At 61.6% G+C, this 24,159-nt stretch carries 27 protein-coding genes; 17 read left to right on the forward strand and 10 right to left on the reverse strand.

What is annotated here, in order from left to right; translation table 11 throughout:
- The first annotated feature begins 138 nt into the window (after positions 1-138).
- From AC3WJW_RS04805 to AC3WJW_RS04870, 14 genes are read left to right on the forward strand one after another with little or no spacing between them, the layout of a single operon-like run.
- Positions 139-873, forward strand: coding sequence for a glycosyltransferase family 2 protein (locus tag AC3WJW_RS04805; RefSeq protein WP_493725290.1), 735 nt, complete (start codon positions 139-141; stop codon positions 871-873).
- The gene (locus AC3WJW_RS04810) at positions 870-1,811 is read left to right on the forward strand and encodes a lysophospholipid acyltransferase family protein (RefSeq protein ID WP_493725291.1); all 942 of its coding nucleotides are present in this window, start codon (positions 870-872) and stop codon (positions 1,809-1,811) included. The genes AC3WJW_RS04805 and AC3WJW_RS04810 overlap by 4 nt, the downstream gene beginning before the upstream one ends.
- Positions 1,792-3,336, forward strand: coding sequence for an HAL/PAL/TAL family ammonia-lyase (locus AC3WJW_RS04815; protein ID WP_493725292.1), 1,545 nt, complete (start codon positions 1,792-1,794; stop codon positions 3,334-3,336). The genes AC3WJW_RS04810 and AC3WJW_RS04815 overlap by 20 nt, the downstream gene beginning before the upstream one ends.
- Positions 3,329-3,754 carry an acyl-CoA thioesterase gene (locus AC3WJW_RS04820; protein ID WP_095964637.1) on the forward strand — a complete coding sequence of 142 codons (426 nt, stop codon included), beginning with the start codon at positions 3,329-3,331 and terminating at the stop codon, positions 3,752-3,754. The genes AC3WJW_RS04815 and AC3WJW_RS04820 overlap by 8 nt, the downstream gene beginning before the upstream one ends.
- A complete protein-coding gene (locus AC3WJW_RS04825; protein WP_493725293.1) occupies positions 3,751-4,455 on the forward strand; it encodes an outer membrane lipoprotein carrier protein LolA in 705 nt (234 codons plus the stop codon). The genes AC3WJW_RS04820 and AC3WJW_RS04825 overlap by 4 nt, the downstream gene beginning before the upstream one ends.
- Entirely contained in the window at positions 4,439-6,778 is a 2,340-nt protein-coding gene (locus AC3WJW_RS04830; protein WP_493725294.1) for an MMPL family transporter, read from the forward strand. The genes AC3WJW_RS04825 and AC3WJW_RS04830 overlap by 17 nt, the downstream gene beginning before the upstream one ends.
- A complete protein-coding gene (locus AC3WJW_RS04835; protein WP_493725517.1) occupies positions 6,778-7,935 on the forward strand; it encodes a sodium:proton antiporter in 1,158 nt (385 codons plus the stop codon). Before AC3WJW_RS04830 ends, AC3WJW_RS04835 begins: the two co-directional genes overlap by 1 nt.
- Positions 7,922-9,169, forward strand: coding sequence for an NAD(P)/FAD-dependent oxidoreductase (locus AC3WJW_RS04840; protein WP_493725295.1), 1,248 nt, complete (start codon positions 7,922-7,924; stop codon positions 9,167-9,169). Before AC3WJW_RS04835 ends, AC3WJW_RS04840 begins: the two co-directional genes overlap by 14 nt.
- The gene (locus tag AC3WJW_RS04845) at positions 9,166-9,891 is read left to right on the forward strand and encodes a class I SAM-dependent methyltransferase (RefSeq protein WP_493725296.1); all 726 of its coding nucleotides are present in this window, start codon (positions 9,166-9,168) and stop codon (positions 9,889-9,891) included. Before AC3WJW_RS04840 ends, AC3WJW_RS04845 begins: the two co-directional genes overlap by 4 nt.
- A complete protein-coding gene (locus tag AC3WJW_RS04850) occupies positions 9,891-10,508 on the forward strand; it encodes a hypothetical protein (RefSeq protein ID WP_493725518.1) in 618 nt (205 codons plus the stop codon). Before AC3WJW_RS04845 ends, AC3WJW_RS04850 begins: the two co-directional genes overlap by 1 nt.
- Positions 10,505-11,701, forward strand: coding sequence for a beta-ketoacyl-[acyl-carrier-protein] synthase family protein (locus AC3WJW_RS04855; protein ID WP_493725297.1), 1,197 nt, complete (start codon positions 10,505-10,507; stop codon positions 11,699-11,701). The genes AC3WJW_RS04850 and AC3WJW_RS04855 overlap by 4 nt, the downstream gene beginning before the upstream one ends.
- A complete protein-coding gene (locus tag AC3WJW_RS04860; protein ID WP_493725298.1) occupies positions 11,698-12,159 on the forward strand; it encodes a hotdog family protein in 462 nt (153 codons plus the stop codon). Before AC3WJW_RS04855 ends, AC3WJW_RS04860 begins: the two co-directional genes overlap by 4 nt.
- Positions 12,156-12,884 (forward strand): 3-oxoacyl-ACP reductase FabG, encoded by a 729-nt coding sequence (gene fabG, locus AC3WJW_RS04865; RefSeq protein WP_493725299.1) that lies wholly within the window; start codon positions 12,156-12,158, stop codon positions 12,882-12,884. Before AC3WJW_RS04860 ends, fabG begins: the two co-directional genes overlap by 4 nt.
- The gene (locus AC3WJW_RS04870; protein WP_015093149.1) at positions 12,884-14,110 is read left to right on the forward strand and encodes a beta-ketoacyl-ACP synthase; all 1,227 of its coding nucleotides are present in this window, start codon (positions 12,884-12,886) and stop codon (positions 14,108-14,110) included. The genes fabG and AC3WJW_RS04870 overlap by 1 nt, the downstream gene beginning before the upstream one ends.
- A 139-nt stretch (positions 14,111-14,249) precedes the next feature.
- Here AC3WJW_RS04870 and AC3WJW_RS04875 read toward each other — a convergent pair whose 3' ends face one another.
- The 3 genes from AC3WJW_RS04875 to AC3WJW_RS04885 form a co-directional block, all read right to left on the reverse strand.
- The gene (locus AC3WJW_RS04875; protein WP_217836975.1) at positions 14,250-14,465 is read right to left on the reverse strand and encodes a DUF6124 family protein; all 216 of its coding nucleotides are present in this window, start codon (positions 14,463-14,465) and stop codon (positions 14,250-14,252) included.
- Between the two features lie 643 nt (positions 14,466-15,108).
- A complete protein-coding gene (locus tag AC3WJW_RS04880; protein ID WP_493725300.1) occupies positions 15,109-15,492 on the reverse strand; it encodes a type II toxin-antitoxin system PemK/MazF family toxin in 384 nt (127 codons plus the stop codon).
- Between the two features lie 98 nt (positions 15,493-15,590).
- Positions 15,591-16,493: a LysR family transcriptional regulator gene (locus AC3WJW_RS04885; protein WP_493725301.1), complete on the reverse strand. Its 903-nt coding sequence runs from the start codon at positions 16,491-16,493 to the stop codon at positions 15,591-15,593.
- A 118-nt stretch (positions 16,494-16,611) separates the two neighbouring features.
- Between AC3WJW_RS04885 and AC3WJW_RS04890 the strand changes: the two genes are divergently transcribed.
- The 3 genes from AC3WJW_RS04890 (at position 16,612) to AC3WJW_RS04900 (ending at position 19,880) form a co-directional block, all read left to right on the forward strand.
- A complete protein-coding gene (locus AC3WJW_RS04890) occupies positions 16,612-17,889 on the forward strand; it encodes an MFS transporter (protein ID WP_493725302.1) in 1,278 nt (425 codons plus the stop codon).
- A gap of 78 nt (positions 17,890-17,967) precedes the next feature.
- The gene (locus tag AC3WJW_RS04895) at positions 17,968-19,239 is read left to right on the forward strand and encodes an AAA family ATPase (protein WP_493725303.1); all 1,272 of its coding nucleotides are present in this window, start codon (positions 17,968-17,970) and stop codon (positions 19,237-19,239) included.
- On the forward strand, positions 19,236-19,880 hold the full coding sequence (locus tag AC3WJW_RS04900) for a retron system putative HNH endonuclease (protein WP_493725304.1): 645 nt from the start codon (positions 19,236-19,238) through the stop codon (positions 19,878-19,880). Before AC3WJW_RS04895 ends, AC3WJW_RS04900 begins: the two co-directional genes overlap by 4 nt.
- A gap of 62 nt (positions 19,881-19,942) precedes the next feature.
- Here the strand turns inward: AC3WJW_RS04900 and AC3WJW_RS04905 are convergent, their stop codons facing one another.
- The 7 genes from AC3WJW_RS04905 to gspG are packed head-to-tail and all read right to left on the reverse strand — an operon-like array spanning position 19,943 to position 24,159.
- Entirely contained in the window at positions 19,943-20,374 is a 432-nt protein-coding gene (locus tag AC3WJW_RS04905) for a type II secretion system protein M (RefSeq protein WP_493725305.1), read from the reverse strand.
- Positions 20,371-21,477, reverse strand: coding sequence for a type II secretion system protein GspL (gene gspL, locus AC3WJW_RS04910; protein WP_493725306.1), 1,107 nt, complete (start codon positions 21,475-21,477; stop codon positions 20,371-20,373). The genes AC3WJW_RS04905 and gspL overlap by 4 nt, the downstream gene beginning before the upstream one ends.
- On the reverse strand, positions 21,474-22,325 hold the full coding sequence (locus AC3WJW_RS04915; protein WP_493725307.1) for a type II secretion system protein GspK: 852 nt from the start codon (positions 22,323-22,325) through the stop codon (positions 21,474-21,476). Before AC3WJW_RS04915 ends, gspL begins: the two co-directional genes overlap by 4 nt.
- A complete protein-coding gene (locus tag AC3WJW_RS04920) occupies positions 22,322-22,864 on the reverse strand; it encodes a type II secretion system protein GspJ (RefSeq protein WP_493725308.1) in 543 nt (180 codons plus the stop codon). Before AC3WJW_RS04920 ends, AC3WJW_RS04915 begins: the two co-directional genes overlap by 4 nt.
- Positions 22,857-23,240, reverse strand: coding sequence for a type II secretion system minor pseudopilin GspI (gene gspI, locus AC3WJW_RS04925; RefSeq protein ID WP_493725309.1), 384 nt, complete (start codon positions 23,238-23,240; stop codon positions 22,857-22,859). Before gspI ends, AC3WJW_RS04920 begins: the two co-directional genes overlap by 8 nt.
- Positions 23,233-23,700: a type II secretion system minor pseudopilin GspH gene (gene gspH / locus AC3WJW_RS04930; protein WP_493725310.1), complete on the reverse strand. Its 468-nt coding sequence runs from the start codon at positions 23,698-23,700 to the stop codon at positions 23,233-23,235. Before gspH ends, gspI begins: the two co-directional genes overlap by 8 nt.
- A 3-nt stretch (positions 23,701-23,703) precedes the next feature.
- Positions 23,704-24,159, reverse strand: a complete 456-nt coding sequence (gspG, locus tag AC3WJW_RS04935) for a type II secretion system major pseudopilin GspG (protein WP_008047876.1) — start codon at positions 24,157-24,159, stop codon at positions 23,704-23,706.

Genomic DNA, 24,159 nt, shown 5'->3' on the forward strand with positions numbered 1-24,159 from the left:
TTCTGTGGCGAGGGAGCTTGCTCCCGCTGGGCTGCGAAGCGGCCCCAAAACCTTTGTGCACGGGCTTCATGGCGAGTGCTTCGCACTCGAACGGGAGCAAGCTCCCTCGCCACAAGGGTTCTGCGGAGATTTCAGTCCATGCATAGCCCCTGCGCCATTGTCCCGGTGTACAACCATGAAACTGCCATCACCACAGTGGTCGATGCGCTGATCGCCAGCCATCTGCCGTGCATTCTGGTGGACGATGCCAGCAGCCCGCGCTGCGCCCGGGTACTGGACCGCCTGGCCCAACGTGAAATGGTTTACCTGATCCGCCTCGCCGAAAACCAGGGCAAGGGCGGCGCGGTCATGACCGGCTTGCGCGAAGCTTCGCGCCTGGGTTTCAGCCATGCCTTGCAGGTGGATGCCGATGGCCAGCACGACTTGCAGGACGTCAAACGCTTCATCGAACAATCACGCCGCCACCCACGGGCGGTGATCTGCGGTTATCCGCAATATGACGCCAGCGTACCGAAAGGCCGTTTGTATGCGCGCTACCTCACCCACATCATGGTCTGGATCAACACCCTGTCGTTGCAGATTCGCGACTCCATGTGCGGTTTCCGGGTCTACCCGTTGCCACCGGTTCTGGCGTTGATCGAGTCAGCGAAAATCGGCAAGCGCATGGACTTCGACTCGGACATCCTGGTGCGCCTGGCCTGGCGCAATCAGCCGATGTTATGGCTACAAACCAAAGTCCGTTACCCGCTGGACGGCGTTTCGCATTTTCGGATGTTCCACGACAACGTGCTGATCTCCAGCATGCACACGCGGCTGTTCTTCGGCATGTTGCTGCGCTCACCCATGATCCTCTGGCGACGGTGGCGGACATGAGCGCCGACAAACAACACTGGGCCGACCGCGAGGAGCGCGGCAGTTTCTGGCTGATGAAGCTCACCGCATTCGGCGCCAAAGTGCTGGGCCGTCGAGTACTGAGCCCGGTGTTGTACGGCATCGTCCTGTACTTCTTCCTGTTCGGTCGCAGTGCCCGACACAGTGCCTGGCAATACCAGCAACGCCTGGCCGACTGGAGCGGTCGCAACGAACTGCGCCCGAGCCATTGGCGGGTATTCGGCCAGTTCATGGCGTTCGCCGACTCCATGCTCGACAAACTCGACGTCTGGAACGGCAGGCTGAGCATCGAGCAAATCGAAATCATCGACCCGGCGCAGCTTCGCGACCAATTGCGCGCTGCCCGCGGCCAGATGCTGGTGGGCGCGCACCTGGGCAATCTGGAAGTCTGCCGCGCACTGGCGGAAATCGGCGAAAAGGTCACGATGAACGTGCTGGTGCACACCAAGCACGCCGAGCAGTTCAACCGTTTGCTGGGTGAAGCCGGGGCGACCAACTTGCGCCTGATCCAGGTCAGCGAACTGGACCCCGGGATCATGCTGCAATTGAGCGAGCGCCTGGAGCGCGGCGAATGGCTGGCGATTGCCGGCGACCGCGTGCCGCTGCATGGCGGGCGCAGCGTGACCGTGGATTTTCTCGGCCATCCGGCCAGATTCCCTCAAGGCCCGTGGCTGTTGGCCGGCCTGCTGAAATGCCCGATCAATCTGCTGCTGTGCCTGAAAAAGCCCGACGGCGACTATCGACTGACCATTGAACCCTTCGCTGACGCAATCACCTGGATGCGCAGCGACCGCGAACAGGTCATTCATCAGTGGGCGTCCCGCTACGCCGAGCGCCTGAGTCACTATTGCCTCGAAGCGCCCCAACAATGGTTCAACTTTTACCCTTTCTGGAAGACCGATGACGACGCCAACGCTTGAGCCGGTAACCTTCGGCGAACGCCCTCTGCGCATTGAAGATGTGCTGGCACTGGCCAACCGCAAGGTGCCGGCGCAGTTGCAAAGCGATCCCGCCTACCGCGAGCGCATCGCCAAGGGCGCGCGTTTTCTGGACTCGCTGCTGGACAAGGAAGGCGTGATCTACGGCGTGACCACCGGTTATGGCGATTCCTGCGTGGTCGCGGTGCCGCTGCATCACGTCGAAGCGCTGCCACAGCATCTGTACACCTTCCACGGCTGCGGGCTGGGCAAACTGCTCGACGCCCAGGCCACCCGCGCGGTACTGGCGGCGCGTCTGCAGTCGCTGTGCCACGGTGTTTCCGGGGTGCGCGTGGAGCTGCTGGAACGCCTGCAGGCGTTCCTTGAACACGACATCCTGCCGCTGATTCCTGAGGAAGGTTCGGTCGGCGCCAGCGGTGACCTGACGCCGCTTTCGTACGTTGCCGCCACGCTGTCCGGTGAACGCGAAGTGATGTTCCGCGGCGAACGCCGGCAGGCTGCCGAGGTGCACCGCGAACTCGGCTGGCAGCCACTGGTGTTGCGGCCGAAAGAAGCCCTGGCACTGATGAACGGCACCGCCGTAATGACCGGCCTCGCCTGCCTGGCATTCGCCCGCGCCGATTACCTGCTGCAACTGGCCACCCGCATCACCGCGCTGAACGTGGTCGCCCTGCAGGGCAACCCGGAGCACTTCGACGAGCGCCTGTTCGCCGCCAAGCCACATCCGGGGCAGATGCAGGTCGCCGCGTGGCTGCGCAAGGACCTGGCCATCGACGCACCGACCGCCCCCTTGCATCGCCTGCAAGACCGCTATTCCCTGCGCTGCGCGCCCCATGTGCTGGGCGTGCTGGCCGACAGCCTGAACTGGCTGCGTTCGTTCATCGAGATTGAGCTCAACAGCGCCAACGACAACCCGATCATCGACGCCGAAGCCGAGCGCGTGCTGCACGGCGGGCACTTCTACGGCGGGCACATCGCGTTCGCCATGGACAGCCTGAAAAACCTCGTGGCCAACGTCGCCGACCTGTTGGATCGGCAGCTCGCGCTGCTGGTGGACGAGCGCTACAACCATGGCTTGCCGAGCAACCTGTCCGGCGCCACGGCGGACCGCGCCATGCTCAACCACGGCTTCAAGGCCGTGCAGATCGGCACCAGCGCCTGGACCGCCGAAGCGCTGAAAAACACCATGCCGGCCAGCGTCTTCTCGCGCTCCACCGAATGCCACAACCAGGACAAAGTCAGCATGGGCACCATCGCCGCCCGGGATGCGATCCGCGTATTGGAACTCACCGAACAAGTGGCAGCCGCCACGTTGCTGGCGGCCAATCAGGGCGTCTGGCTGCGCGGCCAGGCCGAAGATGCACGCCCACTGCCACCCGCACTGGCCGCCATGCACGAAGCCTTGGCCGAGGACTTCCCACCGGTCATCGAAGACCGCGCGCTGGAAGGCGAGTTGCGCCTGTGCCTGCAGCGCATCGCCGAACAACACTGGAGGCTGCATGCGTAGCAAGGGACATCTGCACACCGACACGGAAATCGTCGTACCGTTCTTTGACGTCGACAGCATGCACGTGGTCTGGCACGGCCATTACGTCAAATACCTGGAAGTCGCCCGCTGCGCGCTGCTGGACCAGATCGGCCACAACTACACGGCGATGAACGAATCCGGCTACGCGTGGCCGGTGATCGACCTGCAATTGCGCTACGTGCGCGGCGCGGTGTTCGGCCAGAAACTCAACGTGCGCGCCAACCTGGTGGAGTGGGAGAACCGCTTGAAGATCAACTACCTGATCAGCGATCTGCAAACCGGTGAACGCCTGACCCGGGCCATGACGGTACAGGTCGCCGTCGACCTCGCCAGCCGCGAGATGCAATTGGCCTCGCCGAAGGTCTTCACCGACGCCGTTGAAAGGGCCCTGCCATGATGTTCTGCCCCCCCCGCCCCCCTGTAGGAGCGAGCCTGCTCGCGATGGTCGCTAACGATGACACCGGGCCCCTGACACCCCGCAGCTTTCTCAGGTTTTTCGCGAGCAAGCTCGCTCCTACAGTGTTCTGCGTGTTACTGGGCATTCCAGGGCTGGCCAACGCCTTCGACCTGCAACAACTCAGCGAGCAACTGGCCAAACCCGAGGTGATCCACGGCAACTTCATCCAGGAGAAGCACCTGCGCGCCCTGCCCCAGCCGCTGACCAGCAAGGGCTCGTTCGTGCTGGCAAAAAACCACGGCTTGTTGTGGCTGCTCAAAACGCCGTTGCAACAGGACTATCGCATCACGACCAAAGGCATTGCCCGGCGTGACGGCATTGTTTGGCAAATGCTGCCGGGCAAAAGCGCCGGTGCCGAGCAGAACCGTTTGTTCCTCGCTGTGCTGCAAGGCGACAGCAGCGGCCTGCAACGGGATTTCGAGCTGTCTCTGAGCGGCGACGCACAGAACTGGAAGCTCACGCTGGTGCCGCGCTCGATGCTGCTCAAGCAGGTGTTCAACCAGATCAACATTACCGGCGCAGCACTGGTGCAGAGCATCGAACTGCTCGAAACCCAGGGCGACAGTACGTTGTTGCGCATGCAAGACAGCACCAGCGCCCAACCGTTGAGCGACGCGGAGCAACATGACTTTGCCGAGTGAACGGTGGTTGCCACGGCTGTTTCTGATCCTGCTGCTGGCGGTACTGGCGCTCGCGGGTTGGCAATGGCGTGACGGCGCGCCACTGTCGGCAAACCTGATGGAACTGGTGCCCGGCACGGCGCCCGACGCCCTGGAACTGCGCGCCGAACAACGCATGCAAGAACCGCTGAACCGCGAAATGCTGGTGCTGGTCGGCCACGCCGATCGCCAGCAAGCCGTCGCCATGGCGCAAACCCTCGGCGAGCAATGGCAGGCCAGCGGACTGTTCGAAAAGGTCCAGTGGACCCTGCAAGCCGACCTGCCGGCGCTGCGCACGCAATTGCTGCAAGGTCGCCTGGCGATGCTCTCGGCGGTGGACCGACAACTGCTGATCGAGCACCCCGACATCTTTATCCAGCAACGCGTGCAAGCCTTGTTCGATCCGTTCAACGGTTACAGCCTGGTGCCGAGCCAGGATGACTGGCTGGGCCTGACCGGGCGTATCCAGAACAGCCAGCCGCAACGCGGTTCGGTGCAACTGGACATCAGCAGTGGTGCCCTGGTCGCCGATGCCGATGGCAAAAGCTGGGTGCTGCTGCGCGCGCGCACCACCGGCAACGCATTCGACATGAACCTGCCGCTGCAAGTGGCCGACCTGCTCGAGCACAGCCGCGAAGAGGCTGCGCAGCACGACGTGCAACTGCTCGCCGCCAGCGGCTTGCTGTATGCGGCCCACGGGCAACAGCAGGCCGCCCGGGAAATGACCTGGGTCGGTGGCGGTGCCACCGTCGGGATTCTGTTGCTGTTGCTGTTGGCCTTCCGGCGCTGGCGCGTGTTGCTGGCGTTCGTGCCGGTGCTGGTGGGCATGCTCTTCGGAGCGGTGGCCTGCGTGGCGCTGTTCGGCCATATGCATGTGATGACCCTGGTACTGGGTTCGAGCCTGATCGGTGTGGCGGTCGACTACCCGCTGCACTACCTGTCCAAAAGCTGGAGCCTGAAACCCTGGCACAGCTGGCCTGCCCTGCGCCTGACCCTACCGGGGTTGACCCTGAGCCTGATCACCAGCGGTATCGGCTACCTGGCCCTGGCCTGGACCCCCTTCCCGGCGCTGACCCAGATTGCCGTGTTCTCTGCCGCCGGTTTGCTCGGCGCCTATTTGTCCGCCGTGGGCCTGCTGCCGGCCTTGCTCAAGGGCGTGGAGCTGCGTCCGGCGCAGTGGCCATTGCGCGTTTGCGAGCATTTGCTGGGCTGTCGTGAAGCACTGCTCAATCAGGTGAAAACGCCAGTCCTGCTGGCGCTGCTGATCGCCTTTTGCGTGGGCGGGCTGTTGCAGTTGAACAGCAAAAACGACATCCGCCAGTGGATCAGCGCACCGCAACAATTGACCGACGAAGCCCGGACCATTGCAGGGATCACCGGCTATCAACCCACCAGCCAGTTCTTCCTGATACGCGCCGCCAACCAGCAGCAACTGCTTGAACGCCAGACCGCCCTGAGCGAGCGACTCGATCAATTGATTGGCCTGGAAAAGCTCCAGGGGTATCTGTCGCTCAATCAACTGGTCAGCCCGCCGAATGCACAGCAGCAGGTGCGCGAAGCGTTGAGCAAACTCCCGGCGTTCTGGCAACCGTTGCTCGACATCGGCGTACCGGCCGAGGCGTTGCAAACCGAGCTGACGAAGCTACAGGCATTGCCGGCCGTGGACATCGACGCAGCACTCAGCGGCCCGCTGGCAGAACCCTACCGGCCCCTGTGGCTGGGGCCGACCGAAGACGGCGTGGCGGCGATGGTCAGCCTGCAAGGCATCAACAACCCGGCCCTGCTGCGGCTCCAGGGCGAGGACTTACCCGGCGTGACATTGGTGGATCGACTGGGTGAATTGAACACTGTCTTCGCCGCCACCCAAATCAGCGCCGCTGAACTGAAACTCGCCTCCTGCGTGCTGATCGTGCTGGTGCTGATCCTGCCGTTCGGTCTCGGCGGTGCGTTGCGCATCGTCTCCCTGCCGCTGCTGGCGGCGTTGTGCAGCCTGGCCAGCCTCGGTTGGCTGGGGCAGCCGTTGACCCTGTTCAGCCTGTTCGGCCTGCTGCTGGTGACGGCGATCAGCGTCGATTACGCGATCCTGATGCGCGAACAGGTCGGCGGCGCGGCCGTGAGCCTGTTGGGCACCCTGCTGGCGGCGTTGACTACCTGGTTGTCGTTCGGTCTGCTGGCGGTGTCGAGCACCCCGGCGGTGAGCAACTTCGGATTGTCGGTGAGCCTCGGCCTGGTATTCAGCTTCCTGCTGGCACCCTGGGCCGGTCGACAGGTGCATGAGTCCACGGCCGCGGAGCGTGCAGCGTGATGATCGCTCTGTTCTGGGCGATGGCCCTGGCGTTGTTCGCACTGGCGACCCGTGTCGGCCGGCATTTTGGCCTGATTCCAATCGTCAGCCAGTTGTTGCTGGCAACCCTCGGTTTGCCGCTGCTGATGTATTTCTGGATCGAGCCGCAATGGCAACTGAGCGGTGCGCAGCTGGTGTCACCGGGCTGGCTGAAGAACCTCTACAGCCTGAGCTTTGCCCTGTTGCTGGGCTACATCCTCAGCGATGTGATCGACCTGCAACTGGATCGCCAGAGCCTGAAAATCGCCTTGCCGAGCTTTTGCATTCCGTTTGCCTGTGGCCTGGCCACGGCCATCTGGCTGCTGCCACCGCAACCCTGGATCAGCTCGCTGGCCGTCGGCCTGTTGTTCGCCATCACCGCGATTCCGGTGTTGTACCTGTACCTGCGACACATCGATTACCCGCCTGCTGCCACCCGGCGTCTGGTGCAAACCGCGATTCTCATCGACCTCACCTGCTGGACTTTATTCGGTCTCGCCCAGGGCAGCCTGCACCTGAGCAGCCTGTTGCTGCCACTGGCCGGCGCCTGCCTGCCAGTGTTGCTGCGGCTGCTGGGCCTGCGCCAGACCTGGCTTTACAGCCTTAGTTTTTTCGCCCTGCTGGTCGTCGCCGAGCACTACAAGCTCAACGCGCTGATTTTCGGCATCGGCTATGTGTTGATCATGGCCGCGCTGAAAGCGCCCCTGGTGCTGCCGTTGCCGGCCATCTGGATGAGCCGTTTGCAGACGTACATCGCCATCCCGTTGATCCTCACGTTCGGCATCGTGCAGATCAACGTGCACAGCGCGATGGACAGCCTCGGCTGGGTGCAACTGGTCGCCCTGCTGCTGTTGCCGATGCTGAGCAAACTGCTGGGCAACTGGCTCGGCCTCGGCTGGGCCGGGGCCTCGTTCAGGGGCGCCAGCCGCTGGCGGGAAAGTGTGCTGCTGAACATCCGCGGCTTGAGCGAGATCGTTTTTCTCAACCTGTTGCTGCAACAGCAACTCATTAGCCCGCCGCTGTACTTTGCGCTGATGCTGATGGGCCTGATCGCTACACTGCTGCCAGCCCTGACCGGTATGCACCGAATCCCCCTGAAAGCCGCTGTCCCGGCAAGGAGCCCTCATGCCAACCGTTGAAATGGAATGCCGCCAGGTCGTGGTCATCGGTGCCGGTCCTTCGGGTGCCATCGCCGCCGCGTTGCTCAAGCGCAAGGGACACGATGTGCTGGTGATCGAGCGTCAGCATTTTCCACGTTTTTCCATCGGTGAAAGCCTGTTGTCCCATTGCCTGGATTTCGTCGAAGAAGCGGGCATGCTCGACGCCGTCAACGCGGCCGGCTTCCAGGTGAAAACCGGTGCCGCCTTTGCCTGGGGCGAACGTTACAGCGCCTTCGATTTCGGCGAGACGTTCAGCCACGGCAAATCAACGACATTCCAGGTCCAGCGCGCCGATTTCGACAAGCTGCTGGCCGATCAGGCCACGCTGCAAGGCGTGGAGATCCGCTATGGCGAAACCATCGTCAGCGTCGACATCGACCCGGAAAAACCGCAACTCGGCGTGCGCCGCGAAGACGGCAGCGAGTACCGCATCGAGGCAGGCTTCCTGCTCGATGCCAGTGGCTACGGCCGCGTGCTGCCGCGCCTGCTCGACCTCGAGGCGCCGTCGAACTTCCCGGTGCGCCAGGCTGTGTTCACTCACGTCGAAGATCGTATCGACCTCCCGACCTTCGATCGCAGCAAGATCCTCGTGACCACTCATCCGACCTTGCGCGACGTATGGTTCTGGACCATTCCGTTCAGCAATGGGCGCTGCTCGGTCGGCGTGGTCGCCGCCGAGGAACGTTTCGCCGGCCGCAGCGACAATCTGGACGAATGCCTGCGCGGCTTTATCGCCGAGACGCCAAGCCTGGCCAGCGTGTTGCAAAATGCGCAGTGGGACACCGCAGCCCGAACCATCGGCGGTTACTCGGCCAACGTCAAAACCCTGCACGGTCCGGGCTTCGCGCTGCTGGGCAATGCCGCGGAATTCCTCGACCCGGTGTTTTCCTCAGGTGTGACCATCGCCATGCGTTCGGCGAGCATGGCGGCCGGGGTATTGCACCGCCAGCTGCAAGGTGAAACCGTCGACTGGCAAACCGAATTCGCCGAGCCGCTCAAGCGCGGCGTCGACACCTTCCGTTGTTACGTCGAAGGCTGGTACGCCGGGACCTTCCAGGATGTGATCTTCCATGAGAGCAGTTCGCCGGAAATTCGCGGGATGATCAGCTCCATCCTTGCAGGGTATGCCTGGGACCCACGCAACCCGTTCGTCAGCGAAGCCCGGCGCCGGTTGAAGGTGATATCGGAGTTCTGTGCAAGGGAGGCGTCATGAACCACTTGAGCGACAACTACGTCGAAGAAACCCGTTTCGGTTTGTGGTTCCTGCGCAGCCGGATCTGGCAACACTATGTGCTGCGGCTGGCGGTCAACGATTTGCGCGGCCTGTTCAGCGAAGCGCCGCCTGCCGACCCGGTACTGCTGGATGCCGGCTGTGGTCAGGGCAAGTCATTCGCGCTGCTGCGCCAGGTCTTTGCGCCGGCTCGCCTGATCGGCATCGATGCCGACCCACAGAGCCTCACCCAGAGCGCCGAAGAAGCGGCCCGCCAGGGCATGGACGTGGAGCTGATCGGCAGCGACTGCGCGAACCTCAAGCTGGCGGACGCCAGCATCGACCTGCTGTTCTGTCACCAGACCTTCCATCACCTGGTGCAGCAGGAACAGGCTCTGGCCGAGTTTTACCGCGTGCTCAAGCCGGGCGGTTATCTGCTGTTCGCCGAGTCCACCGAGGCCTACATTGATACCTGGGTGATCCGCTGGTTGTTCCGCCACCCCATGCACGTGCAGAAAAGCGCGGCGCAGTATCTGCAAATGATCCGACAACAGGGTTTCGAATTTACCGCGCAAAACGTGTCTTATCCGTACCTGTGGTGGAGTCGCGCCAAGGATTTCGGCCTGCTCGAATACTTGGGTGTGTGCAAGCCAAAACCCTTTGGCCAACGGGAAGAGACCCTGGTCAATGTGGTGGCGCGCAAACCTTTTGAAGGAACTGTGTGATGTTTATTGCCAGTCGCTCACAACACTATCCCTGTGGGAGCGAGCCTGCTCGCGAAAGCGGTGCGTCAGTCAACATTGATGCTGCATGTACCACCGTATTCGCGAGCAGGCTCGCTCCCACAGGGGTAACCGGCATGCTGCGATTCCTGCTACTCGGCATGGCCCTGCTGCTAAGCGCCTGCACCAGCCGAGCCCCATTGCCCGAGCAAAATCCGGATCTGCCGTTGCCGCTGCAACTGCATATCCAGCTATTGAAACCCGACGACCGCCTGGACTGGGTAGTGGTGATCCAGCGCGAAGAAACGGGCATTCGCTGGTCGATGATGGACCTGCTGGGCATTCCCCAGGCCCGCCAGCTATTGAACGATAAAACCTGGCACGCCGACGGCCTGTTGCCACCCAACCCGCAAGCCCGGGAACTGTTCGCGGCGCTGCTGTTTGCGCTAACGCCGAATGATCAGCTGGCGGCCAACTATCCCGGCGCCTGGCAGCACGGCAGACAACGGTCCCTGCCCGAGCGCTGGGACATCCGCTACGCACAACCGCAGAATTTTGAATTGATGACTGCGAACGGTGCGACCTATCAAGTCACGCCCCTGAGCGGTGAAACACCATGACGGCTTACCTCAATGCCCTCGGGCTGGTCTGCGCGCTGGGCCGCGACAAGCAGGAAGTTGCCCGCCACCTGTTTGCCGGCGACTGCGGCGGCATGCGCGAACAAGCCGGGTGGGTGCCGCAACGCTCGCTGCCGGTCGGCGCGGTCCAGGGCAACCTGGCAACCCTTCCAGCCGACATGTCGCGCCATCACAGTCGCAACAATCAGCTGCTGCTGGAAGCCACGCTGCAAATCCGCCCGGACATCGACAGCGCCATCCAGACTTACGGCCGCGATCGCATCGGTGTCGTGCTCGGCACCAGTACCTCGGGTATCGACGAGGCCAGCCAGGGCCTGGCGCATTACCTGCGCGAAAAGCAGTTCCCGCCTGAGTACGACTACCAGCAACAGGAACTGGGTGCGCCGGCAAACTTCCTCGCCGAATGGCTGCAATTGAGCGGGCCGGCCTATGTCATTTCCACGGCTTGCACCTCCAGTGCCCGGGCCCTGATGAGCGCCCAGCGCCTGTTGGACCTGGGCATCTGCGACGCGGTGCTGTGTGGCGGTGTCGATACCCTGTGCAAGCTGACCCTCAACGGTTTCTCGGCGCTGGAAGCGGTCTCGGAACAACGTTGCAATCCGTTTTCGCTGAACCGCAACGGCATCAACATTGGCGAAGCGGCGGTGCTGTTCCTGATGACCAGAGACGCAGGCGGCAGCCAGCCGATTGCCTTGCTCGGCAGCGGCGCCAGCTCCGATGCACATCACATTTCCGCCCCCGAGCCGACGGGTCGTGGCGCCCTGCAAGCCATGCGCAAAGCCTTGGACCGCGCCAACCTGCAACCGGAGCAGATCGCTTATCTGAACCTGCACGGGACTGCCACCCAACACAACGACGCCATGGAAAGCCTGGCCGTGGCAACGCTGTTCCCTGCCGGCGTGCCCTGTTCGTCGAGCAAACCCATGACCGGCCACACCCTCGGTGCAGCCGGGGCGCTGGAAGCGGCGTTCTGCTGGTTGAGCCTGAGCGCCGACAATCGCGGGCATGCCCTGCCGCCGCACGTCTGGGACGGACAGCCCGATCCCGAATTGCCGCCGCTGCAATGGGTGACCCCGACCACTCGCCTGACGTCCATTGCACCCCGTTACCTGATGAGCAATTCCTTTGCCTTCGGTGGCAACAACGTCAGCCTGATTATCGGAGACGCCCCATGATTGACTGGCCGCTCGCCGAACTGCTGCCCCATGCTGGCGACATGATCCTGATCGATCAGGTCCTGGCGTTCGATGAAGAGCAGATTCACACCCGCCTGACCGTCAAGCCCGATGGCCTGTTCAACCTCCCCGACGGCAGCCTGCCGGCCTGGGTCGGCATCGAACTGATGGCCCAGAGCGTGGCGGCCTTTGCCGGTTGCCATGCGCGTCAGCGCGGCGATGCGGTGGAATTGGGCTTCCTGCTCGGCAGCCGCAAATTCGAATGCAACGTTGAAAGCTTTCCGGCCGGCACCGAGTTGACCCTCCACGGGATTCGCTCCCTGGAGGACGACAATGGCATGGGCGTGTTCGAGTGCCACATCAACGCCCCCGGCATTCACGCCACCGCTCGTCTGAACGTGTTCCGCCCACCCCAGGCTGCTCAATATCTCCATGAACCCGAAGGAGTCCAGTCATGACTGAATCCGTACTGGTCACCGGTTCCAGCCGTGGCATCGGCCGCGCCATCGCCTTGCGCCTGGCCCGGGCCGGGCACGACATCGTGCTGCATTGCCGTAGCGGTGTGGCCGACGCCGAAGCCGTCAAGGCCGAAGTCGAGGCCTTGGGTCGCCGTGCGCGCATCCTGCAGTTCGACGTGGCCGACCGCGCCCGCTGCAAGGAAATTCTCGAAGCCGACGTGGAAAGCCACGGCGCCTATTACGGCGTGGTGCTCAATGCCGGCCTGACCCGCGACGGTGCCTTTCCGGCCCTGAGCGAGGAGGATTGGGATGTGGTGATGCGCACCAACCTCGACGGCTTCTACAACGTGCTGCACCCGGTAATGATGCCGATGATCCGGCGTCGCGCCGCCGGGCGAATTGTCTGCATCACCTCGGTGTCCGGGCTGATCGGCAACCGTGGCCAGGTCAACTACAGTGCCTCCAAGGCCGGGCTGATCGGTGCGGCCAAGGCATTGGCGATCGAGCTGGGCAAGCGCAAAATCACCGTTAACTGTGTCGCCCCCGGCCTGATCGACACAGCCATGCTCGATGAAAACGTGCCGGTGGAAGAACTGATGAAAATGATCCCCGCACAACGCATGGGCACCCCTGAAGAGGTGGCCGGCGCGGTGAATTTCCTGATGTCGGCGGAAGCCTCGTACATCACCCGGCAGGTTCTGGCCGTCAACGGAGGCCTGTGCTGATGAAGCGCGTCGTCGTCACCGGCATGGCCGGCATCACCTCACTGGGCAGCGACTGGGACACCATCGCCGGCAACTTCGCGGCCAACCGCAGCGGCATCCGCCGGATGGACGAGTGGGATCGTTTTACCGAACTCAACACACGCCTGGCAGCCCCCATCGATGACTTCAAGGTGCCGAGCCACTGGACCCGCAAGCAACTGCGCAGCATGGGCCGGGTCTCGCGGCTGGCGGTGGGCGCGGCGGAGATGGCGCTGGCCGATGCCGGCCTGTTGGGCGACGAATCGATCAAGGACGGGCGCATGGGCGTCGCCTGCGGTTCCTCGACCGGCAGCACCGACGAGATCAAGGCGTTCGGCAACATGCTGCTCAACTCGGTGGCCGAAGGCCTGAACGCCAATTCCTACGTGCGCATGATGCCGCACACCACCGCGGCGAACATCAGCATCTTCTTCGGCCTCACCGGCCGCCTGATTCCCACCTCCAGCGCCTGCACCAGCGGCAGCCAGGGCATCGGCTATGCCTACGAGGCGATCAAGTTCGGCCGCCTGCCGCTGATGCTCGCCGGCGGTGCCGAGGAACTGTGCCCGACCGAAGCCATGGTCTTCGACGCGCTCTACGCCACCAGCCTGAAAAACGACACCCCACAACGCAGCCCGCGCCCTTACGACACCGCACGCGACGGTCTGGTGATCGGCGAAGGCGGCGGTATGCTGGTGCTCGAAGAGCTGGAACACGCCCTGGCCCGTGGCGCCCGCATCCACGCCGAGATCGTCGGTTTCGGCAGCAACGCCGACGGCCAGCACACCACCCGTCCGGAGCAAGTCACCATGCGCCGGGCCATGGAACTGGCCCTGGAAGACGCCGGGCTGACACCTTCGGACATCGGCTACGTCAACGGCCACGGCACCGCCACCGAACAGGGCGACATCGCCGAAACCCTGGCCACCAGCAGCCTGTTCGGCGAACACATGCCGATCAGCTCGCAGAAGAGCTTCCTCGGCCACACCCTCGGCGCCTGCGGTGCGCTGGAGTCCTGGTTCAGCATCGAAATGATGAACCGCGACCTCTACGCCCACACCTTCAACCTCGACGAAGTCGACCCGCATTGCGGCAAGCTCGACTACCTGCGCGGCGAGTTTCGGCAGATGAGTAACCGGTACGTGATGAACAATAACTTTGCGTTTGGCGGGGTGAATACTTCGCTGATTTTCAAGCGCTGGTCGTAACCTAAAATATTTTCCCTGTGGGAGCGAGCTTGCTCGCGATGGACGTCAACGATAACGCGCGGTGCCTGAATGACCGCGTTGTCTGGACGTTTTTCGCGAGCAGGCTCGCTCCCACAAGGGTTCTCGCCTCCCCGGACGATCACGGTGGATCTAGGTTATCCAACACCCGATTCACCGCCAGCTCCCCCAACATGATCGACTGCTGAATGCCCAGCAGGGTATGGCCCTGCGATCCCTTCAAGTCTCTGGCGAAGTCACTCGCCATGACGCTTGCCGAGGCCAGCGACACGCAGGCGTATTCCAGCAGGGTGCGGTTGTCGATGTCGGGGGCGATGAGGAAGATTGTACTGGTCATGATTCAGCGTCCTGAAAGTGGGCGGCCACGCCGAATCGTTGCTGATCATAAGGGTGGCAGCTGTACGCAGGTTAGCAGACCGGACGAAGTAAACCGGCGCGCCCTAAGGCGCCCTGCGCACAGCCACCGTCAAGGGCAGGTATGGACATACCTGCCTATCAGGAGCGCAAATGCGCTTACTTCGATACGGGCTGCTAAACCCGATCACTGACAATCAGTGACGCGAATCAAGTTAGCGATGCCCCTCAAAGCGCACAAGCCGGCGGATTCTGGAGTAGTTGTAGGCAGCGCCGCAAGGCGCTGTAGCCTCTCCGATGGATTTCGGAAATGTCCCACAGCGGATGGTCAAGCCTTCCGAAGGGAGCGATACGTGATGAACAATAATTTTGCGTTTGGCGGGGTGAATACTTCGCTGATTTTCAGGCGTTGGCCGTAACACCAGAAACGACAAAGGGCGCCTTTCGGCGCCCCTTCACAGACAGATCGGCTTGTCATCGCCCTTATCTGTCCGGCTCTGCGACTGCTGGTTGACCAGGATCCTCAGAGTCTCACAAGCCCCTTTCGGGAACACGATCAGTATTGCCCGAAATGGAGTCTCGGACAACAGATGGCAACTCACCTATTTTCGACAAGCTCGGCGAAATCACAAGCCCAACGCCCTGCGCACCGCGACTTTGATGGCATGAAACTCATCTGTTTCAAGTTGTGAAATGACGTACACACGATTTCCTTGGCGATCACGACTCTTGATTCGATCTAGTCTGGAGAGACTTACTGTCGCGACCATATCGCATTTCGCCCAACAGGTCGGGCTCGCTCCATGCAAATGACTGGCTAGCTCCAGATGGTGTTCAAGCATACAGTCCGGAGCGGTTGTACTCAGCGGAACAACTGTTACCAACAAGCGGTTGCTCCTGTGCTTTCGTATCACGACAACAGGTCGGACCTTGACCATCTCCGGAACTTCATAGCCCCTGAAGTCGCATATCAGCACACTGCCTTCCTTGGGTTGATATTGAAGTGGCATCCAATGGCACTCAGCCAAAGAAATCGATTCTGCGCAAGAATCGGGAAAACCACTAAGTTCAATCCATTACTTAAAATGTCCCGAGTGCAACGACTTACTTACGACTTCACTCCTTCAACCTTACGCGTCAGCAGTTCAACAAACGCCTTGGCCATCGCCGACTTCTGATCCTTGCGCTGTACCAGCCACACCGCCGAAACAGCCGCCGGATCAAGCAACGGCCGGTAGACCACACCATCAATACGCATCCGCTGATAAGACGCCGGCAGCACCGACACACCGAGCCCCGCCGCCACCAGCCCGATGATGGTCATTGCCTCGCCGGCCTCCTGGGCGAAGTGCGGGCTGAAACCGGAATCCCGGGCCAGGCTGAGCAGTTGTGCATACAGGCCACTGCCATAGCTGCGTGGAAAAAACACAAAGGGCTCAAGCGCCAGGGCTGACAGAAACAGGCCCTCTTCGCTCCCCTCTACCAACGGGTGCTTGGAACTGAGCACCGCGACCAGCGGCTCACGCATCAGTTCGACCACGCTGAGGCAGTCCGGCAGCCCGAGCGGGCGCATGATGCCGACCTCAATCGACTCGTCCACCAAAGCATCGGCCACCTGGGTGCTACTCATTTCCCGCAGGTTCAGATGCACCGCCGGGAAGCGCTGGCGAAAAGAGAAAATTGCCTGGGGAATGGTCGAGTTGAACGGCGCAGATGAGGTGAAGCCAATCTTCAATTCACCCAACTCACCCAGTTGCGCCCGTCGCGCGACATCCGCCGCTTTGTCGACCTGCGCCAGCACCAGCCGCGCCTCTTCCAGGAACAGCCGACCGGCCTCGCTCAACTCGACCCGACGATTGGTACGCTCGAACAGCCGCGCGCCGACTTCCTGCTCCAGTGCCTGGATTTGCTGGCTCAGTGGCGGCTGGGAGATGCCCAGCACCTGTGCGGCGCGGCCGAAGTGCAGTTCTTCGGCGACGGCGATGAAGTAGCGCAGATGACGCAATTCCATGAAAACCCCATTAGGTCGTAAAAGCTATCAAACAGGTCGAACAATATATTGGATTGAATCATTAGCCAGCTATATGCTTTTTTCATTGCCTGACCGGCTGCGTCCTCCGAGGTCCCCCGTGAAAACTGCTGTCGCCCCACTCGCCCATGAAGTTCCTCCCGCCGCAAAGGACGATATCGCCGTTGAGCTGGCAGAGATCTACATCGAAAAAGGCACGCCAGCGTTCATGCGCACGGTGCTGGCACTGTTCTGCGGCGGCTTTGCGACCTTCGCCCTGCTCTACTGCGTGCAACCAATGATGCCGCTGCTGTCCGACGAATATTCCATCAACGCGGCGCAAAGCAGCCTGATCCTCTCTGTCGCCACCGGCATGCTCGCTTTCGGCTTGCTGATCACGGGGCCGATCTCCGACCGCGTCGGGCGCAAACCGGTGATGGTCGCCGCGCTGTTCGCCGCCGCCCTGTGCACGCTTGCCAGCGCGATGCTGCCGAGCTGGCACGCGGTGCTGGCGATGCGGGCGTTGGTGGGCCTGTCATTGAGCGGGCTGGCGGCGGTCGCAATGACTTACTTGAGCGAAGAGATCCATCCGCAGCACATCGGCCTGGCGATGGGGCTGTACATCGGCGGCAACGCGATTGGCGGGATGAGCGGGCGCTTGATCACCGGGGTACTGATCGACTTCGTCAGTTGGCACACGGCAATGCTGGTGATCGGCGGTCTGGCCCTGATTGCGGCGGCGGTGTTCTGGAAAATCCTCCCCGAATCGCGCAACTTCCGTTCCCGCTCGCTGCACCCGCGCAGCCTGCTCGACGGCTTCACCATGCACTTTCGCGACGCCGGCTTGCCGCTGCTGTTCCTCGAGGCCTTTGTGCTGATGGGGGCGTTCGTCACGCTGTTCAACTACATCGGCTATCGCCTGCTGGCCGAGCCGTATCACATGGAACAGGCGTTCGTCGGGATGCTCTCGGTGGTGTACCTGTCGGGTATCTACAGCTCGGCGAAAATCGGTGCCCTGGCCGACAAGCTCGGTCGACGCAAAATGCTCTGGAGCACCATTGCGCTGATGATCGCCGGCCTGGCGCTGACGATGTTCACACCGCTGCCGCTGGTGATCATCGGCATGCTGGTGTTCACCTTCGGCTTCTTCGGTGCCCATTCGGTGGCCAGCAGCTGGATCGGCCGCCGAGCCACCAAGGCCAAGGGCCAGGCGTCATCGCTGTACCTGTTCAGCTACTACGCCGGGTCGAGCATTGCCGGCACGGCGGGTGGCGTGTTCTGGCATCTGGGTGGCTGGAACGGGATCGGGCTGTTCATCGGCACGCTGCTGGTGATTGCGCTGCTGATCGCGTTGAAGCTGGCGAAGTTGCCGCTGCTGCCGGGTACAGCGCAGGTTTAGCCACAACTGCACCCTAGCGGTAATCGCGAGCCAAGGTACACTGACGGCATTCGTCAGTCTTGGTAAAGGGAAGCCAGAATGCGCCTGGACCGTCTCCACATTCAGAATTTTCGTTGCTACGAAGATGCCACTTTCGACTTTCAGCCGGGTTTCAATCTGGTGGTAGGGGTTAATGGGAGCGGGAAGACTTCGTTGTTGCAGGCGGTGGCCGTTTCGTTCATTGAATATGCGAATTCGATAAAACCTCAGCCAATCGGCCTAGACCAAAACGACGTGCGCTTTGTCATCAACAAATTTGAAAGTCGTAGCCGCTTCGAAAGAGAGTTCCCGCTTCTGCTTGTAGCTAAGGGGGATATCTTAGGAGTCAATAAATGGGAAACCACTCAAGCGGGTGACCATCTCCCACCTCTGGCAGACCTCGATTTAATGCTCGCAACAGATAAAGAGCTCGCAAGGTTCGATCTCGGAGAAAGTGTCGAGCTACCTGTTCTCGCTTTCTATCGATCTAATCGTCAATGGAAAGGCGCAAATATTTCGGCCGAGTTTGCGGCACAACAAAAAATCTCCCGCCTGGATGGTTACACGAACTGGTTTGATGCAGTTACCGACTTAAAAGACTTCGAAAGTTGGCTGATCGGCAAGACGCTCGAACGCATGCAAAATTTGCTGGATTCAAAAACGCTAACATCGACATTCGATGACGAACTGGCGTTGGTCAATCAAGCAATCGAGATCGCTCTGCCGAATGCAAAAGACCTTCGTTACGACCTCAGACTTCAAAGCCTACTGATCGATGTTGAAGGTGGTACAACCATTCCCTTCAACAACCTCAGTGACGGCCAGCGAGGCATGGTCGCCCTCTTCGCCGACATCGCCCGCCGCATGTGCATCCTCAACCCTCACATGGGCAAGGACGTCCTGAAAAACACTTCAGGCATAGTCATCATCGACGAGTTGGACATCCATCTTCACCCAGCCTGGCAACGCAACATCGTGCCTGCACTGAAACAAGCTTTCCCGAAAGTCCAGTTCATCGCCGCCAGCCACTCCCCTCAAATCATCGGCAGCCTCCAACCCGAAGAAGTCATCGTTCTGCACAACGGCGATCCGTCCCACCCTCGGGTCACCTATGGTCTGGACTCCAGCAGCGTGCTGGAGGAAGTCATGGGGGTTACACAACGCGAACCCGAAATTGAAAAATTGCTCTCGGAACTGTTTTCAACACTGGAAGACAACGACCTGAAGAAAGCCAAGGCGCAACTCAAGGCACTGAAGCTGAGAGCCCCTGATCTTCCGGAGTTCGCTGGGGCAGAGGCGCTGATCAGGCGCAAGGAGATCCTCGGAAAATGAAACGAGTGCTCAAAGGAATTGAACCCGTTTCATTTACAAGATGGAAAAGCTCGGCAAACGAAGAGTGGAGTCCTACTTATCCAACACTGCAAAATCCGCAAAAGCGTGATTTGCACAACAGTTTGCTGCAAGAACAAGGTTTCCTCTGTTGCTACTGCGGTAGAGAGATAGATGCTGCCAGCAGTCATATCGAACACTTCAGACCTCAAGAACACTATGAGGCGTTGGCATTGGAGTACCACAACCTCCACGCCTCCTGCCTGCGGGAGACAACACCTGGCAATCCATTGCACTGTGGTCATCGCAAAGGCAACTGGTTTGACGAGGCGCAGCACATATCTCCAATGGATGAGCATTGCGAACACCGTTTCCGTTATCTGCAAACCGGCGAAATTCAAGCCACCAAGCGGGACGATCTGCCGGCCACGAAAATGATTGAAGTACTGGCACTCGATATTGCCTACCTCAACAATCGCCGGCAGAGCACACTCCGTGGCCTGTTCGATGACGAGTTCATCACACAGGCCAGCGAGGAAGATCTGACCCGCCTCGTTGATGCAATTCGCTCTAACAGCGCTCTTGAGCAACAAGCTTTCGATCATGTGATCGCGCGCTACGCCGAACAGCTAATCGGACACTGAAAGTCTGCACAATGAAAAGCGCCCAGCATAAGCCGGGCGTTTTTTATTGAAAGGAAGTGCAACTACCTGAGCACCAGCCGCGCCTCCAAAGCATCGTCACGTTTTTCCAGGGTCAGCGACTGCAACGCGACACCATTGCGCTCCATAGCGTCGAGCCACTGTATCAACGGTTGCACGTTGCCATTGAGGGTCAGGCGCAGCAGGTCGCTGTCGCTCTCCATCTGACGGATTTCCAGCCCCGCTGCCGCTGCACTTTCACTGATGCGCAGCGATAGTGGCTGACCAGTGTCGGCGGGGACATGGCTGCGCGGTGACACCTGTTGCAGTTGCGCGGCCAGCCCCGCCTGCCGTTGATACTGACGCTCGACAGTTTCCAGCCGCTGCCGGTTCGGTTGCCAGATCAGGCTGAAAGCCACAACCGCCAACAAGAAGGCGCCCAACACCTGCAACAGCCGTTGTTCGCGCACAGAAATGCGCCGCCATGCCTGGATCATGCCTCGTCCTCCACGGTGAGGGTGGCGTGCACCCGGTCTGCAGCTTTATTCGCACTATCGAGCCGGATGGGCATGCCTTGTTGGCGTCCGCGCTCACGCAATTGCTCCAGCTCGGCAAAGCCGCTGGCGGTCAGCTGGATTTTCCAGCCTTCACCTGCTCTGAACTCGATGCGCCGGACCTCGACCGGGCTGGCGCCGATCACCTGCTCAATCAATCGGACCAGTCCTGCAATGCGGGTGTTTTGCGATTCGACAGGCTGGTTTTGCAGGGCCTTGAGTTGCGCTGCCATATCGACGATGCGGCCTTGTTCCGGGTAAAGCGCCTTGAATCGCTGTTCATTGTGGCCGGCGAGGCGGCGGGCTTCGCTGTCGATGAAGCGAATCCGCGTCTCGCTGGCCCCCCAGGTCAACAGCGCCAGCATCACCATCACCCACCCGCCGGCACGCCAGGGCAGACGCTTGCCGCGCGGGGCGAATGCGCCTTGCAGCAGGTTGATGGCCCGGATCGGGCGGTGGGTCAGGCATTGGTCGATGACCGCGGGGTCCTCACGTTCGTCCAGCCATTGCATGTCCTTGGGCAATAGCGGGGTGAGCAGCGCCAGGTGGTCTTGCGACAACGCCATGCGTGCCGAGAGGCTTCCACCCAACAGCCAGCGACCGAACCACCACACACCGCACGGTTGAGCGCCGGACAACACATCGGCATCGACGAACACCCCGCGCACCTCGAGCCCCGTTTCGCGCAGCAGGGTGAGCACGGCGGCCAACCGTTCCCGGCCGATGACCATGGCCGGGTAGCAGCCGTCGCGATCACGAGCGCCAACACCCAGATGCACAACGTCCAGCGCCTCGCTCAGTTGATCTTCAACGGCGAATGCTATGGCCTGGGCCTCGGGTTTACGCCGCGCCGGCCACGGCTCGCTGCGTACCCAACTGCACATTTCCATGGGCAGCAGCACATCGACCGATTTCCCCTGCAATGCCGAGGCCGCCTGATTCAGTGGCATCGGCTGGCGTTGGCCGGAGGGGGACCACAGCACGCAAGGCCAGAGTGCGGATGGCACATCCCGGCCCTCGGCGGTCAGGTAAAGCCAAGTGTTCATCGCGGTCTCTCGTGGCTACTGATGGGAAGAAAACGTCGTTGCAGCACCGTCAGCTGTTGAGTCTTGGGGTCGTACCCGACATCCGTGGCCAGATGCAATTGGCGCCCGTCCCGGATCACCTGCACGCCGATCCGATACCAGCGGCTATGGGTGCCAAGGCCGTGACTGCTCAAGCCCTGCCCGGAGAGCAAGGGGTCCTGCGTAAACGCCTGGACACTCGCCCAGGGCGCGGTTGCGGCCTGAAGCGCCAGCGCATCGGCGGTCGCGGCGTCCACCTCGCCGAGCGTTCTCAACACCAGCGCCGGTGCGGTGTTGATGTTCAAGGTGACGTCGGTGGGCAGCAGTGCCACCCAGGGCTCCAGTCGTTGCAGCAGGTGGGCGTCAATGCCGGGAAGCAAGCGCAGCTGGCTCAGTTCCCGCAGTGGCCCGACCTGGCTCAGTTGCACAGGAGGAAGATCAAGCAGCTCAAGCAGGCGCGCCCAACGGTTGAGGGTGACCTGATCCACCTGGCCCTGGCGTAACAAAGCGTTGAGATTGAAACGCCCGGCGAGGTCATCGATATCGATGCGGATCTGCGCCTCTTCAACCTCGAAACCCGGCGCCATGGCCCTCCAGCCCTGAGTCCGCTCGACGGGTTTTTCCGTGTTCTGTAGCGCGTCGTGCAACAGCAGCAACGCCCAGCTTTCCCCGCCCGATGCGAGTTGGCGCAGGTGTATCTGCTGCAACTGTTGCCCGCTGCTTTGCAACGACAGGTGATGGCTGCGCAACAGGCCACCGGTGATCAGCAGCGCCAGGCTCAGGACCAGCAAAACACTGATCAACGCCATGCCGCGTTGGTGCCCGTTCATGGCAATGCACCCGGCATCGGCAACACCCGACGAATCGCTTCGAAGCGACCGACCGAGACCTGCACCTCCAGCGCCAGGGGCGCCTTCGCGTCCTGCCCGGACGACCAATTTGCGACCCAGCCGGACTGGCTGTCGAACAGGCGCCAGTTCAACTCGCGAACGTCATCCAGCAGTTTTTGCCGCTGCACGAGTTCTGTGCCTTCGCCCTGGCTTTCGCGCCACAGCACGCCGTCGTCGAGTCGATAGGTCAGCGCCTGAAGCTCACTGCGCGGCTGGTCCAGAGGATTGCGCCAGTGACTGCGCTGGAACTGCAAAAGCGGCGGTGCGAGCACCATCGGCTGCGCAGTGACATGCAGCAGATCCCGCTCGATCACCGCCACCGCGCGCTGCAGGCTCCTGAGTTCTCGCTCGTGAGTCGTCACGCCCCGTTGCACCCGCACCACGCTATCGAACAAGCCCCAACTGGCCAGCCCCAGCACGGCGAAGATCGCCAGGGCGATGACCAGCTCCAGCAAGGTGAACCCGCACTGCTTATTCATGAACCGCGAGTATCCAACCGCTGGCACGATGCAAGGCGTGCGTACTGTTTGCGGCGCTGACTTGAATGTCGACCTGGAGCAAACGCGGATCACCGGTGGCGCTGATGTGTTGCTGCAACACCCAGTCGCGCTGATCCATGGACACCACCTGTTGTTGCTGCCCAACCGCCAACCCGGGTTGCAGGCGCAATTCGTTCAACCGGTTGTCCGCCAGCCACGCCGCGAACAGTCGCGCCTCAACGGCGCCACGCTGTTTGACCACGTATTGACTGGCTGAAAGCACGGCAGCCGCCAATGTCGCGAAGACTGCCAGGGCCACCATGATTTCCAGCAGCGTGAAACCGCCCATGGCGGGTCGGGTTCGCGAGCTAGCCATCGATCTCCACCTCGCCAAGGCCATCGCCGGACAGGCTCAGCCAGGTCCGGTTGCCGGACTCGAATATCAGGGTGAAGACGCTGGTCTCATCGTTGCTGAATATCAACAACTGCGGCGGTCCTTCATCAGCGTCCAGGTCTACCGCATAGCCGTCATGCAGAAAACGCACCCGCACGCTCAGGGGCCAATCAGTAAGCTCCCCCACTGGCTCCCATCCCTGAGCACCCTGGCGCATCGCCCGGTGGCCATCGGTACTCAGCCGCAAGCCATAGTCCTGCCCCTCGAATACCGCCCGCTCACGCAATTGATGGATCACCTGCACCATCGCCTCAGTCTCCTGCCTGACCTGGCGCGCGGGATTGCCCCCTCCGGCAAAGCTCACCATGCCCAGCAAAAAGCCGACCATGACAATCACGATCATCAACTCCAACAACGTAAATCCCCGGCAACGGTAGCCCACGGTTCAATGACCCCAATTGCCGATTTCCGCTGCAAACCCTTCACCGCCGGCTACGCCATCGGCCCCCAGGGAATACAGGTCGTACGTACCATCCGTCGATCTAACACCCGGATTGAGGTACTGATAAGGCGTGTTCCACGGGTCGACCGGCATGCTCTTGAGGTAACCCTGAGGGTTCCAGCCACGCGCGGCGGGCAGTCCGGAGGGACGCTTGACCAACGCTTCCAGGCCTTGCTGGGTCGAGGGGTAATGGGCGTTGTCGAGGCGATACATTTCCAGGGCGGTGGCGATGGCCTGGATATCGATTCTGGCGGCGGTGACCTTGGCCTGATCGGGGCGGCTCATGAACTGCGGCACCACAATGGCCCCCAGCACGCCGATGATGACCACCACCACCATGATTTCAATCAGGGTAAAACCGCGTTGCACGCGGGAAAGGCTTTTGCGGACAGGTCGCAT

The sequence above is a fragment of the Pseudomonas sp. GW821-FHT07G06 genome, from assembly GCF_058986625.1.